Raw genomic sequence first — 15,972 nt, 5'->3', positions numbered from 1 at the left:
CGAAGAGGTGTAAAGATGAGAAAGACGGTAAGTACGGTTTGTCTGCTTGCTTTACTTGTATTTTCACTGCCAATCCAACCCGCTCAAGCTGCCGGTGCGGGACCTAACCCGAAGCCAACCGTAATTCCCAGCCTGCAGGAGTGGACGGGGAATACGGGTACTTTTACAATGGACGATCATTCACGGATTGTCATTCCGCCATCCAGCTCTTTGCAAAACACAGCCGCTGTATTTCAAGAAGACTTGAAGGAAATCACGGGTCGTAATGTTCCCATAGTGCAATCGAATTCACCAGCCACGGGGGATTTCTTCCTAACTTTGAACGAGCAAACCGATGATGCGATTGGAACGGAAGGTTACTATTTTGAAGTCGGCGATATGGTTAACATACACGCCAATACGACTACCGGCGTATTCTACGGCACAAGATCGGCACTTCAAATCTTACAGCAGGATACGGCTAAGTCGAGCATTGTTAAAGGCATCGCGAAAGATTATCCCAAGTACAAAGAGCGCGGTTTTATGCTCGATGTAGGCCGCAAGTTTTTTACGATGGATTTTTTGAAGGACTACGTGAAGTTTATGTCCTGGTACAAAATGAACGACTTTCAAATTCATTTGAATGATAATGAAATTTTTAAAGACAACAGCAGAACGCATTGGGATAAATATTCGGCTTTCCGTTTGGAAAGCACCAAATATCCTGAACTTACAGCCAAAGACGGACATTACACGAAACAGGAATTCCGTGAGCTGCAGGATTTAGCCAAAGACAGAGGGATGACGATCACTCCCGAGCTTGATACGCCCAGTCATGCGCTGTCCTTCACAAAAGTGAGACCTGACTTGGTAAAAGACAGCCTTCCTGTTGACCATCTGGACATTACGCGTCCGGAGGCGATTGAGTTTGTCAAAGACGTATGGAGCGAATACTTGGACGGTAATTGGTTTGATGCCAAAGAAATTCACTTTGGAGGAGATGAATTTGACCGGAACGATAAAACAACTGTGGAGGCGTACCGCCGGTATTTAAACGAGATCAATGCTTTTTTCAAAAGCAAAGGCAAGACGGCAAGAATGTGGGGCAGTTTGACATTCTTCCCGGGCACAACACCGGTGGACAGCGATATTACATTGAATGGCTGGAACAACGGCTGGCAAAATCCGATCGATGCGATCAATGAAGGCCGTAAAATCATTAACACGACGGACGGCTTGCTATATATCGTACCTAAAGCGGGTTATTACTATGACTATTTGAACACGAAGTGGCTGTATGAAAACTGGGAGCCAACGTATTTCAGCGGTTCCATGCAATTAAATGCCAACAATCCAAACTTGCTTGGCGGCATGTTCGCGGTATGGAACGATATGCTTGGCAAAAAAGTGAGCGCAATGGATGTGCATGATCGCGTAAAAGACGCGCTGCCTACAATGGCCGAGAAAATGTGGAGAGGTCAGTCTAACGATGCGACCTATGACCAATTTCGTCAGTCTAGCGGTGTGATCGGGGATGCGCCGAATACGAACTTGTTGCATAAAGTCAAAACGCAGACCGAAACGGTGCTCAGCTATCCGTTTGACGAAGGTAGCGGTCAATCGGTCGGTGATCTTTCCGGCAACGGCTATAACGGTACTTTAAGTGGCGTTCAGTGGACGAACGGAAAGACAGGCAAGGCGGCTGTGTTCAGCAATCCTAGTGATCGCATCACGACTGGGTTGACGACGAAGGGGTTTCCGTGGACGGTTTCGGCCTGGGTAAATATGACCGACAGCACGCAGCCGGAAGCGGTTCTACTCGAATCCGCAGACGCTTCGATTAAATTAAAGCAGAAGGAAACGGGCAAAGCCGGCTTCTCCCGTGAGGGCTTTGATTTCAGCTTCAATACGGCAATTCCGACGGGACGTTGGGTACATGTCGCTATGAAAGGAGATTTAAGCGGGACATCGCTGTTTATTGACGGAGAACTGAAGGATAAATTGACGGAGACGACGCTGCTTCCAGCGGCTGTCGTAGGTAGCGCAACACAAGCCTTCCAAGGAGCACTGGATGATTTGAAAATCGTAGATCGCGCTTTGACAGGGAAAGAAATCGCGGTTGCTGCTGGCTCGCCGCCGTGGACGATTAACATTGCCGCACGCCAGCCGGCAGTGGCTTCTTCAGAGGAAGTGAATTATTTAACGGCAAACCTGGCTTTTGATGAGGATGAGTCGAAAAATTCCCGCTGGGCGTCCAAATATACCGACAACGAGTGGATTTACGTGGATCTCGGCAAAAACTACGACCTTAACAAGGTGATCCTGAAATGGGAACCCGCATACGCCAAAGGGTATAAAATTCAAGTTTCGAACGACGCGCAGACTTGGAAAGATGCCTATACCACGAACGCAGGCGTCGGCGGCACGGAAGTCATTAAATTCCCTACAGAAAATGCCCGTTATGTGAAAATGCAGGGTATAAAACGGGCTGGAACGTATGGCTATTCCTTGTACGAGTTCGAAGTTTATCAGCCGAATCCGAATGATACTCCGGTACCTGAGCCGGTTCCAATTCGCTACGAGCAAACATTTGAGACTAATCAATTGGGCGGATGGCAGCACGTGATCGGGACAGGAACAGGCAGCATGGCGGTTGTTAGTGACTCGTCTCAAGCTAGCCAGTATGCGCTGCAGTTGACAGCTAACAATACGAGCAATGTCTTTATTGATCAGAATTCACCGGACATCAAAGACGGTGAAATTGAATTTAAAGTAACGCCGACAAACACCGGAAATATTCGCTCAGGTGTCATATTCCGCTACACGAACAAAGATTCTTGGGCATCGGTCGGTTACGATAACGGCAGTTGGTACTGGGTGAACGCACAAGACAGCTACGGGCTGCTGACGAACAATACGGCAGCTAAGCTAAGTAAAGGCGTCACTTCAACGGTCAAAGTCAAATTCGAAGGATCGCTAGTGACCTTGTTTGTGAACGGTACACAGTATTACGAAGGCAGCTTAGCCTCAATTCCGAACGTGGAAGGGAAGATGGGAGCTAGAGTGTTTGGTCCTACAGTTGCTCAGTACGACAACTTTAAATATCGCAATAATGTGCCGGATTCGGTTGTAACCGGTATTCAGCTGGATAAGCCGGTTCTTACGTTGAAAGAAGGGGAGACAGCTGAACTTGTGGCTACGGTACAGCCGAATAATGCGACCAATAAGCTTGTAACTTGGTCGAGCAGCGATGAAACCGTTGCGACGGTGGCTGATAGCGGAAACGGTAAAGCTATTGTGACGGCACACAAAGCTGGTAAGGCGGATGTCACTGTGACTACGGCAGACGGTAGTTTTACGGCGGTGAGCAAAGTAACCGTAGATACGGTTGTTCCGGCAGCTCCTGAAACTACGCTTAGCGGTACGAACTCCGTTGTCGCAGGCAGCGAATTCACGGTCCGTTTCGGGCTGAAGGATGTCACGCAAAGCGTGTACGGTCAGGACATCAACCTGATCTATGATACGAACGTCATGGAATTTGTTTCGGCCAAGTCAATGAAAAATGGCATTAGCATCGTTCAATCGAAGGATCGCGCAGGGGCGCTTCGCCTTATCATCGCAAGCCAAGGAGCCGGCAATGCAGTTACAGGTACGGCTGAAATTGCCGAAATCGTCTTCAAGGCAAAGAACTTGGAGCAAGCAGCATCGGGTACGATCTCGGTAACAGAAGCTACACTCGGCGATGACAAGGGCATTGAAACGAAAGCGTCCGCTTCGTTGATCAGCATCGATGTAACGGCAGTGCCGGTAGGCATTCCTGGCGATGTGAATAACGACGGCAAAGTGAGCATCGGCGATCTGGGCTTTGCAGCGGCGAACTATGGCAAGAATGCACAAAGTTCAGATTGGAATCAAGTCAAACGCGCAGACATCAACAATGACAACAAGATTGACATAAGCGACCTAGCAGCCATAGCGAGCAAAATTATTCAATAAAAAGTAAATAGGGGGGATGTAAGCGGGCATCCTCCCTGATTTTTCAATGTTGAAATGAGGTGTGCTTTGATGAGGAAAGTATTTTCCAGCATGTTATTGCTTCTCATGTTAACAATGGGGATTCCACTCGGGATTCGATGGACAGAAGCAGTGTCCGCTGCGGCGGCAGAGTCCCCGCCGTTCGATACCGCAGCAGCTGTCGAGACGCTGAAAAGGCTTGTGCCGAATCACTACGGGCAGGTACGTCTGGTGGCCGTAAACCGGGACGCAAGTGGCGACAATTTCCACATCTTAAGCAAGGATGGGCTTGTCGAGATACAGGGCACAAGTCCAGCTGTTCTGTTGACTGGGTTTAACTGGTATCTCAAATATGTGGCGAAGGCGAATATCAACTGGAACGGCGAACAGTTAAATTTACCGCAGCAGCTGCCTTTACCGGTGCAAGAAATTGTGCAGCAAGCGAACGTTCCGCACAGATTTGCGCTCAACGACACCGACGATGGCTATACCGGCGCCTATCGGAATTGGCAGGACTGGGAGCATATGATCGATGTCCTCGCCTTGAACGGAGTTAACGAAGTGCTGGTAACAGTGGGACAGGAGGCCGTTTACTATGATACGTTTCAAGAATTCGGTTACAGTGCCCAGGAGATGAGTAATTGGATCACATTACCTGCCCACCAGCCTTGGTGGCTGTTGCAGAATATGTGCTGCTTCGCGGGTCCCAATTCTGAAAATCTAGTAAATGAACGAGCTATTATCGGTAAGAAAATAGCTGATCGTCTTCGAGAACTGGGGATGACTCCTGTGTTTCCGGGTTACTTCGGCACAGTACCGACGAAGTTTGTGGAGAAGAATCCGACAGGGCGCGTAATTTCTCAGGGAACTTGGGTTGGCTTCAATCGCCCGGACTGGCTTGATCCACGAAATGCGTTATTCCCGAAAATTGCCGAAGCCTTTTACCGAAATCAAACAAAGCGTTTCGGCGATACAACGATGTTTAAGATGGACCTGCTGCATGAAGGAGGCAACGCAGGCGACGTTCCAGTCGGTACGGCGTCGAAGGCAGTGGAAACGGCACTTCAAGCAGCTCACCCAGGCGCGATCTGGACGATCCTTGGCTGGCAGTCCAACCCGTCTTCGACGTTGCTGGCACCGCTGGATAAAACCAAATTGCTCATTCTCGATGGCTTATCGGATCGTTACTCCAATCTCAACCGAGAGCAGTCATGGCCAGGTGTTCCGTACGCGTTTGGCTCGATTTGGAACTTCGGCGGACATACCACGATGGGGGCAAATCTCTCGGATTGGAATACAAAGTACTGGCAATGGAAGGCTAAGTCAGGAAGCAAACTTAACGGTATCGCGCTGATGCCGGAGGGAAGCGAGAACAATCCGGTCGCCTTCGATTTCTTTACCGAAATAGCATGGCAGCAGGGCCCGGTTGACCTGCCAAATTGGTTTGGAACATGGGCGGAAAGACGCTACGGCGGTGGAGACGAGAACGCGAAGGCTGCGTGGGAGACACTTCGCCAAACGGCTTACAATATGCCAGCCGGTGAGTGGAGTGAAGCGCAAGACGGGTTGTTCGGCGCACAGCCCAGCTTAACTGCAAGCAATGCAGCAACATGGTCGCCTGCGAGCATGCGCTATGACGGAGTGGCATTCGATCTTGCGTTGCCCGCCATCCTTAATGTTAAACCGGAATTGCGCAGCAGCAGTGCTTACAGGTATGACCTGATGGACATCACACGTCAAGTGCTGTCCAATCACAGCCGTGTTTTGCTACCGCAAATTAAACAAGCCTATGATGCTAAGGATAAAATGCAATTTACTGCACTTACGGATAAGTGGTTGAAATGGATGGAGCTGATCGAAGAGGTTACAGCGACGAACAAACAGACGATGCTCGGTCCGTGGCTGGATAAAGCAAAATCGTTTGCGTCTAATGATGCAGAACGCGCGAGACTGGAGTTTGATGCCAGGTCGCTGCTTACCGTGTGGGGAGACCGCTCAGGATCCACATCCGGCGGACTGCATGATTACGCCAACCGTGAATGGAGCGGCTTGGTGGGTGACTACTACTACACGCGGTGGAAAACTTATTTTGACGAGTTAAAGGGAGCGCTTGCCGAAGGCAGACAACCGGCTCAGATTGACTGGTTCGCTATAGGTGATGCTTGGTCGAAGCAGCAGAATGTTTTCCCTACGGAACCGCAGGGCGATATTCATCAGGTGGCCCAAAAGGTATTAGACGAAATCAGCAATTCGTCGTCTTTGGGAATAACGGTGACTGCTGACAATACCGCCATCGCGCCAGGCGCAACAGTTACGATTACGGCAACGTTGAAGAACGAGAACAGCTTCTTGCCAGCGAAGGAAGTCAACGTTTCCATTGCGCCTAATCCAGCGTTCAATGTGAAGGCGCTGACGGCTACGAGAGCTGAGCAAGTGAACCCGGGAAAAACGTTCACAGTAAAGTTTGAGGTAACTGCTGCAGACGAATTTTCGGTCAGCAGCCTAATCCATACACTATCGGTTGAGTCCGCTTATAGGTATGAAACAGCAGGGCAAACCGCTAAAGGTACGATTAACCTGCTTGCCTCCAAGGGCATCACTGCACCTTATAAGACAGTTTCTTTTAATAATTCACAGTTCGCTCAGGCTGGAAACTCGTTCGGAATTTATGGAGGCGGTTCCGACTTGTGGGGCGCTACACAAGGTTTCGGAACAATTTTCCTGGATGATGCGTTGAGTACGGATACGACGGTTACGACCAGAGTCGTCCATCAGGACAATACGTGGGGATGGGCGCGAGCGGGTATTATAGCCCGTAACGACTTAACAACGAACGGATCTGCGGGTTATGTCAACATTGCAGTAACGCCTGGCAACGGCTGCGCATTTTCATGGGACCAGAATGGAGACGGCCAGTTGGAGTCGGTGTCATCCAAAGCGGGATTCACTGCGCCAGTTTACGTCAAGCTTGCTCGGACGGGGTCAACAATCACGGGAGCGTGCAGCTCGGATGGAACTGCCTGGACGACCATCGGTACGGCAAACCTGGGATCAGCAGCAGTGAAACAGGATGTTGGTCTGTTCATGAGCGCAGTAAATGTGACTTCGCAGCTGAATGGATTTGTTGAGTTCGAAGGGTTCGAAGTAAATTCACAAGGCGTGTCTGTAACCGGCCTTACACTGGATAAACCGCAAGTAACGCTTAATTTGGACACTAACAAATCTACGAAGTTAAACGCAATCATTGCACCACTGAATGCGAGCAACAAAAATGTCGTCTGGTCGACGAGTAAAGAAGAAGTAGCTAAAGTTGATAGCAATGGAACGGTTACAGCAGCAGCGGTTGGGACAACGACGATAACTGCGAGAACGGCAGAGGGCGGATTCATCGCTACTGCGGAGGTTAAAGTTGTGGAGGCAGGTCCATTCGTAACCGAGATTCAACTTGACAAGACAGCACTCTCGCTGACAGAAGGCCAAACTTCGGAGCTTACCGTGGCTGTGCTGCCGAGCAACGCATTAAATCCAAATGTAACATGGTCCACGAGTGACTCGGCTGTAGCACAAGTTCAAAAGACTAATGGCGGCAAAGCGGTTGTAACCGGTCTGCAAGCGGGGAAGGCGACCATCACCGTAACGAGCATCGACGGCGGCTATAAGGCAACAAGTCAAGTTACCATTCTGCCTCGGCCTGCTAATCTTGCTTTGAACAAACCGGCGACCGCTAAAAGCACGGAAAGACCAGCAGTCAATGGCAATGATGGCAATTTGACGACCATGTGGGTTGCGAATGGCGGAAGCGCCGGCAACTGGTGGGCTGTCGATTTGGGCGACATCTATGAATTGACAGGCAGTGAAATTCATTTCGAGAAGCAAGTCGTATGGAAATATAAAATTGAAGTTTCCAACGATAACGCCACATGGGTAACTGCTGTGAATAAAATGAGCAATACCGATACGAGCCAAATGCAATCGCACTCATACAGTACGCAAGGAAGATATGTGCGAATTACTTTTGATCAAGCTCCTGGGCAGAATTGGACTGCATTTCAAGAATTTCTTGTATTCGGATATCCAATGAAAGTAGGTGTAACCGGTGTTCAACTCGACAAGCCGGCACTTGCCTTGAAAGAGGGCGAGACGGCGGAGCTTACCTCATCTGTATGGCCGAATGATGCCGCTAATAAGAACGTAACTTGGTCGAGCAGCGATGAAACCGTTGCGACGGTGGCTGATAGCGGAAACGGTAAAGCTATTGTGACGGCACACAAAGCTGGTAAGGCGGATGTCACTGTGACTACGGCAGACGGTAGTTTTACGGCGGTGAGCAAAGTAACCGTAGATACGGTTGTTCCGGCAGCTCCTGAAACTACGCTTAGCGGTACGAACTCCGTTGTCGCAGGCAGCGAATTCACGGTCCGTTTCGGGCTGAAGGATGTCACGCAAAGCGTGTACGGTCAGGACATCAACCTGATCTATGATACGAACGTCATGGAATTTGTTTCGGCCAAGTCAATGAAAAATGGCATTAGCATCGTTCAATCGAAGGATCGCGCAGGGGCGCTTCGCCTTATCATCGCAAGCCAAGGAGCCGGCAATGCAGTTACAGGTACGGCTGAAATTGCCGAAATCGTCTTCAAGGCAAAGAACTTGGAGCAAGCAGCATCGGGTACGATCTCGGTAACAGAAGCTACACTCGGCGATGACAAGGGCATTGAAACGAAAGCGTCCGCTTCGTTGATCAGCATCGATGTAACGGCAGTGCCGGTAGGCATTCCTGGCGATGTGAATAACGACGGCAAAGTGAGCATCGGCGATCTGGGCTTTGCAGCGGCGAACTATGGCAAGAATGCACAAAGTTCAGATTGGAATCAAGTCAAACGCGCAGACATCAACAATGACAACAAGATTGACATAAGCGATCTTGCAGCCATAGCGAGCAAAATTATTCAATAAAAAGTAAATAGGGGGGATGTAAGCGGGCATCCTCCCTGATTTTTCAATGTTGAGAACGATGAAACGGGGGGAATTCGATTGAGGTATTCTTTTTTGAAAAGAAAATCAGTTTTAGCGCTAATAATTGTCTCTCTATTATTTTCACTGTTTCAAATGCCTTCTGTATCTTACGCAGCGAACGCGGCTCCTAATGTGGTGCCGAGCTTGCGGGAATGGACGGGGGGAACAGGCGCATTTCAATTAAAAGATACATCACGAATCGTTGTAGATGCCTCATACAGCGCAGAATTAGCGAATACGGCGGCAGCTTTTAAAGAAGACTTGACGATAGTTACCGGAAAAGCATTGGCAATTGTAAACGCGAATACCGCAAATGCAGGCGACTTTTTCTTGTCGTTGAACACGGACGACACAGGGATCGGCAATGAAGGGTATGTGCTGGAAGCGGCAGCTTTCGTTTCTATTAAAGCGCATACGTCAGGCGGCGTATTTTACGGAACTCGGACTGTGCTGCAAATCTTACAGCAGGACGCTGCGCGATCCTATATGCCTCAAGGGATAGCCCGCGATTATCCGCAGTATGCGCAGCGTGGCATTATGCTTGATGTCGGCCGCAGATATTATTCGATGACCTATCTGGAGGATACGATCAAACGGCTGGCTTGGAATAAGATGAATACGTTTCAAATTCATTTTAGCGAATGGAACGGATTCCGCTTGCAAAGTGAAACGTATCCGGGTTTAGCTTCGCCAAAATCCTATAGCAGAGCAGACATCCAAAGGCTGACTGAAATCGCTGACCGTTATCACGTTCTGATCATACCGGAATTAGAAATGCCCGGTCATGCGGCGATCCTTAACAAATTCAACCCGGCGATGAAATTCAGCTGCTCTTCCATGGATAAAGATACGACGGGCTGGAGCATTCCTCAGTTTACGGTCGATTATACGAAAAGCGAAACACGCGCATGGATCAAATCGTTGCTCGATGAGTTTGTTCCTTTGTTTAAAGGACCGTATTTCCATATCGGCTCGGATGAAATTCAAACCGAAGCAAAAATGAATGCTTGTCCCGAGCTTGTTACTTACAAAACGAATAACGGCTTGCCGAAAATCGGAGATAGCTTTATTGAGTTTATTAATGAAATGAGCCAACATGTGAAGCAGCTCGGGAAAACACCGATGAACTGGAACGGATTTGAAGACTATCATCCTAGCATCGGCTTAAATACGGATAACGTCATTACCGTTTGGAGTGATGAGGGCAGCTCCTCGAAGCAAGCGATTGATTTCGCCAGAGAGGGATATAAAGTGTACGCTTCTCCGGGGAACGTACTGTATGTAACCGCAGGACGCTCTCTTTTGCCGAATACAACATCGATGTATGAAACTTGGAATCCTGCTTCACATCCGAATATTATGGGTTATTTTATTTCGATCTGGTCTGACTACTGGGATCAAGTAAAGACACCGGATGGCAGGATTGGGTATGAAAGCGGGAGCTCGTTTAAAGGCGTAGAAGTTGGAGAAGGGGAATACGTCATTCCGGAATCTAATTTTGAAGATGCCTCCAGAAAACCGCGCCAAGTGCTCTCCGAAAGAATGTGGGGAGGCCCTCGTTCCGCCAAGGTTGCCGATTTCTTCAACCGGGTAACTCTAATTGGAGATGAGCCGTCGGTCAGCAATCCTGCTCCAACGGATCCACTGGGAGTTACTTCGATTAAAAACGATGTGAAGGGGAATGATGTCAATCAGATTTTTTATTCAAAAATAGGCACGAAAAGCAATGGAAGCGACGGGTGGATCGTTGGATCGGATAGTTACACCAGTTTGACCGACGAATATTTTCAGATCAAATTTGTTGGCACGCAAATCAAGTTAATAGGAGCGAAAGCTCCGGCACATGGCATTGCGGCTGTGTCCTTGGATGGCGGCAGTGAGGTCGACTCGGATCTCTATGTATCTGCTCGGCAAAATACGGTTGCTTGGTATACCTCGCCGGTCTTACCGCTTGGCGAACATACAATCAAAGTCAGAGTAGCTGGCAGGAAGAACAGTGCTTCAACCGGATTTTCTCTTTCTCTCGAACGTGCCGAAGTCATGAACCGCGCTGTAGTTGAAAATAATACCGTCGGTTCGGGCAACAATCAATTCAATTATTCAGGTGCTTGGACGATTGCAAATGAAAGCATTAGCGGAACGGCGAATGATGAGTTTCAGATGAAATTCACCGGAAAGCAAATTATTTTGATCGGAACGAAAGGGCCTGGCCAAGGTATTGCAGCGATTTCCATCGATGGCGGTGCCGAGCGAATGATTGATTTGTACGCTGCAGCAAGTCAAAGCGGAGCCGATCTATTCGTTTCTCCGATGCTGAGTTCCGGTCCACATACGATAAAGGTCAGGACAACGGGAACTAAAAATATCCAGTCCACAGGTGCGCTGCTTACTATTGACCGTGCGGAAATCGTCCCTGTCGATCAAATTGCCGTCACCGGCGTGCAGATGAACATGACACAATTGCAACTAAGTGCAGGAAATTCAGGCGAGATTGAAGCGGTCGTATCGCCGGTCAATGCAACGAACAAGAACTTGACGTGGAAGAGCAGCGACGAAACCATAGCGACTGTCGCAGACGGCGGAAACGGCAAAGCTGTCGTGACGGGACTTAAGGCGGGAAGTGCGGAGATCACGGCGACTACGGCCGAGGGCAATTTCACGGCTGTTAGTCAAGTTACGGTTGAAGCAGTTGTTCCGGCAGCACCTGGAACGACCCTTAGCGGCGCAGACTCCACTGTCGCAGGCAGCGAATTCACGGTCCGTTTCGGACTGAAGAACGTGACGCAAAGCGTCTACGCGCAGGACATCCAGCTGAACTATGATGCCAATGTCATGGAGTTTGTTTCGGCGAAGTCAACGCAAGACGGGATTAGCATCGTTCAGTCCAAGGATCAAGCAGGAACGCTCCGCGTTATCCTAGCAAGTCAAGGGGCTGGCCATGCCGTTACCGGTACAGCTGAATTTGCCGACATCGTCTTCAAGGCGAAGAATGTGCAGGAAACGGCAAATGGACGCATTGCGGTTGCAGACGCAACGTTAGGGGATGACCAAGGGAACGAAACGAAAGCGGACGCATCTTCGATCACCGTCCAAGTTACGCCGGTACCTGTTGGCATTCCGGGAGATGTGAACGGGGACAGCAAAGTGAGTGTAGGCGATCTTGGCTTTGCCGCCGCTAACTATGGCAAAAACGCCTCGAGTCCGGACTGGAACCGAGTCAAACTCGCAGATATTAACCATGATAACGTGATTGATATTCTCGATCTTGCGGCAATCGCGAGCAAGATTATTCAATAAGTTAAGCTCGATGTGAGCTTAGGGAGCTTCTCTCTAGGCTCACCCTTTCAGAGGAGGAAATCATGATTAAATGTTTATCACGCAGCCTTATGATTTGCCTGATGGTCACAGCGTTTACGCCTGGTATCCCGGTCGTTCAAGCGGATATGGCGGTAACAGCTACGAAGGAATTGTCCAAAGCAATCTATCAAGAGCCAGGAGCAAACAATACCGTAAAGTTAACATTCGACATGGTTGACAGTGAGAATTTGATCGTGAACGGCGATTTTGAGCAAGGGAACACACTCTGGACCAGCTATAGCGGCACGCAGTTCTCCATCCTCAACGATTCCGTCAACGGTGGGACCAAAGCTTTAAAGGTAACTGCGCCGAATGGCGGTGCCAAACATGATTATTTTACAAATGGCGTTACCCCGAATGCGTTATATACGTTTGAAGCTTGGGGCAAGACCGAAGGAGGTACAAGTCCAGCGTGGATTTCGGTCGAATTCAATTCAGGCGGGACGAAGGACCTCGCGTATACCGAAACGGAGTACACGAAGAAATCCATGTCATTCAGAGCACCTTCGAATATTGTGAGTATGAGACCGTTCTTTTGGAAAAATGCAACACCTACCGCTATTTATGGCGACGCGCTGAAGTTAACAAAGAAAGTCGTAACGGCAACCGGCAACGATTATTACTATTCGGACGATCATACCCGAGTATCAGGGGACAAAGCGCCTGCTGAAGGCCAGAACAAGCCGGCCGGTTACAATCATCTTCTTGTAGCAGGCGATGAAATTGCAAGAAACAACGGGGAATACGTAAATGTAGTTGAAGTCGATAAAGCGAATAAAATCGTGGCTTTCCAGTCTGTCAAAGTGGCCGCATCCTCTTCTGCGACGACATTTGCGGATATTCAGTCACTGAGCTTGACGAACGGACTCGCGACAATCTCGCTGGACGCCGAGCCTACGGCAGACCCCGTCGCATCCGATTTTGCAGCTGCTTATTTTACCGATATTGACCCAACAGCCCATTCATTGACGATTACTGATTTTGGGTATGACCGAAGCGGTAAAAGGGTGTCATTCCATTTTGCACCTATAGAGCAATTGCCGGTTCAACAAACGATCACGTTCAATGTTCTATATCGGGGATCCACGGCTACCGGCTCGTTTCTAGTTGAAGCATCGGGCGCGCCCGAGGTGACTGCAAACGTGCAGAGCATAACGGCATCCAATGGCAAAGTGTATGTGCTGCTAGATAAACAACCGACGGCTGCTCCCAAAATTCAAGATTTTAAGGTTGAATATACGTCCAATATGACTGCGCAGCCTATGCATTTGAACATCGTCGGTTTCGAGTATGCTCCCGAATTAAGACGGGTGACGCTCCTTACGAACCCGATTGCCAAAACAGATCAACCGCAATCCGTCACCGTCTCTGTAACTTACAAGGGCAATCCAACCGTTGCAGAACCGTTTATCATCAAATCATCAGCAATAGACACCAGCTATTACATAGATAGTGAATTCGGAAATGATACGAATGATGGGGAAAGCCCCGATTCTGCCTGGAAAACGCTGGGTAAAATTAACGGCGTTACATTTTTGCCGGGCGATCAAATTTTATTTAAAGCGGGCGGCATTTGGAACGGACAGCTTCATCCGTTAGGATCCGGAGTGGAAGACCGAGTGATCGCGATCGGAATGTATGGCGAGGGCAAGAAGCCGCTCATTCAAGGTGGAGGCATAGAAAGCACCGTTTACTTATACAACCAGCAATATTGGGATATCGGCGATCTAGAGATAACCAATTACTCGCCAGTTCCAGCAACGGCAGCCCGTCGAGGCGTTCTGATATCTGCAGAGGATTTTGGAGCAGGAGAGACGAACGATTTGAACCTTGTGTCTACTCTTCGCCATATCCATCTGCACGATTTATATGTTCATGATGTTAACGGTCAGGACAATAAAGATGCAAACGGCAGTGCAGGTATCCAGGTAAGTGTCAAAATATCCGGTATGGATGGCAATGCCATTCCAGCGCCAGGTTCTGTACACCGTAGAACGACCTTCGATGATGTTGTGATCGAGAATAATAGCATTGAGAATGTATCGCGTACCGGCATTATTACTTGGACCGATTGGAAAAGCCGAACGATGTTAGGCGACAATATCGGATACGGGAATAGCGCTTCGACCCCTTGGACACCGATAACCGGGGTGGTGATTCGGGGGAATAAGCTAACGAATATCGGCGGTGACGGTATCGCTCCGCATATGACGGACGAGGCTCTTGTTGAACATAACACTTTGCATGGTTACAACAAAACATCTGCAGGCTATAACGCAGGCATGTGGACATGGGATGGTGATCGTACCCTCTATCAATACAATGAAGTAAGCGGCGGGTTTTCCACAAGAGACGGCATGCCCTTTGATTTCGATCATGGGTCCAAAGGGGTTATCTACCAGTATAACTACAGCCACGATAACGACGGAGGCACACTGCTATTGTGCTCGGACGGCAGGGCGGGTGGCGTCTATGACGGCATTTTCCGTTATAACATCAGCCAAAATGATAAATATCAGATTTTTACGGTCTGTGGTGCGGGCAATGTGTATAACGTGAAGATTTACAATAATGTTTTTTATGTAGGAGAAGGCCTGAATACCAATCTGTTGGTCTCGCAAGGCGGAGCGACACAGGCGGCGTTAAGCAATAATATTTTCTATAACAAAGGAACTGGCAAATATACCAAAAAAGCAAGCTGGACCTACGATCACAACTTGTTCTTCGGCAACAATGCACCTGCTGCTAATGTTATTCCGGATGCTGCTATGCTGATAGCGGATCCTTTATTTGTGAACCCAGGAAGCGGCTCAGCGATAAACTCGCTAGACGGCTATAAGCTGCAGCCGGACTCGCCGGCCATCGGCAGCGGGGCACTAATGGACAATAATGGCGGTAAAGATTTCTGGGGCAATCCCATCTCAGCGGTTACCCACAATCGCGGGGCGGACAGTGCTGTTCCAGCCGTTTCAGGAACTACGCTCAGCGGTGCCAACTCCGTTGTTGCTGGCAGTGAATTCACGGTCCGTTTTGGGTTAAAGAACGTGACGCAAAGCGTCTATGGGCAGGACATCAAGCTGAAATATGATGCCAATGCCATGGCATATGTCACGATGAAATCAACGAAAAACGGGATAAGTATCGTTCAATCCAAGGATCAAGCAGGTGATCTCCGCGTTATCATAGCAAGCCAAGGGGGAGGAAATGCTGTTACCGGCACCTCAGAATTCGCTGAAATCGTCTTTAAAGCGAAAAATGTGCTCCAAGCGGCAGCGGGTCTGATTACAGTCGCGGAAGCTACGCTGGCTGATGACAAAGGAGTTGAATGGAACGCGGATACTTCTTCGATCACGGTCCAGGTCACGCCTGTACCTGTTGGAATTCCGGGAGATGTGAACGGAGACAACAAAGTAAGCATTGGTGATTTAGGGTATGCAGCAGCACATTATGGCGAAACATCGGTTAGTCCGAACTGGCAGCAGGTGAAGGCGGCGGATATCAACAATGACGGAATCATCGACATCAGCGACTTGGCGGCGATTGCCAGTAAAATAATAGACTAATGATTACTTTTTTTTAAAAGATATTAGAATAATCGACTTTTAA

4 protein-coding genes are annotated in these 15,972 nt (G+C 49.0%); all 4 read left to right on the top strand.

What is annotated here, in order from left to right:
- The first annotated feature begins 15 nt into the window (after positions 1-15).
- The 4 genes from J2Z65_RS09795 to J2Z65_RS09780 all read left to right on the top strand — a co-directional run bounded on the left by J2Z65_RS09795 (position 16) and on the right by J2Z65_RS09780 (position 15,929).
- Positions 16-3,975: a family 20 glycosylhydrolase gene (locus J2Z65_RS09795; protein ID WP_209855836.1), complete on the top strand. Its 3,960-nt coding sequence runs from the start codon at positions 16-18 to the stop codon at positions 3,973-3,975.
- A gap of 69 nt (positions 3,976-4,044) precedes the next feature.
- A complete protein-coding gene (locus tag J2Z65_RS09790) occupies positions 4,045-8,949 on the top strand; it encodes an alpha-N-acetylglucosaminidase TIM-barrel domain-containing protein (RefSeq protein WP_209855833.1) in 4,905 nt (1,634 codons plus the stop codon).
- 93 nt (positions 8,950-9,042) lie between these two features.
- On the top strand, positions 9,043-12,306 hold the full coding sequence (locus tag J2Z65_RS09785) for a family 20 glycosylhydrolase (protein ID WP_167053204.1): 3,264 nt from the start codon (positions 9,043-9,045) through the stop codon (positions 12,304-12,306).
- Between the two features lie 62 nt (positions 12,307-12,368).
- Positions 12,369-15,929, top strand: a complete 3,561-nt coding sequence (locus J2Z65_RS09780; protein ID WP_167053206.1) for a cohesin domain-containing protein — start codon at positions 12,369-12,371, stop codon at positions 15,927-15,929.
- Positions 15,930-15,972: the final 43 nt, after the last annotated feature.

This window comes from Paenibacillus aceris, from assembly GCF_017874035.1.
GTDB lineage: Bacteria > Bacillota > Bacilli > Paenibacillales > NBRC-103111 > Paenibacillus_E > Paenibacillus_E aceris.
The sequence above is the reverse complement of the archived record's forward strand: the minus strand, read 5'-3'. Positions and strand labels throughout refer to the sequence as shown.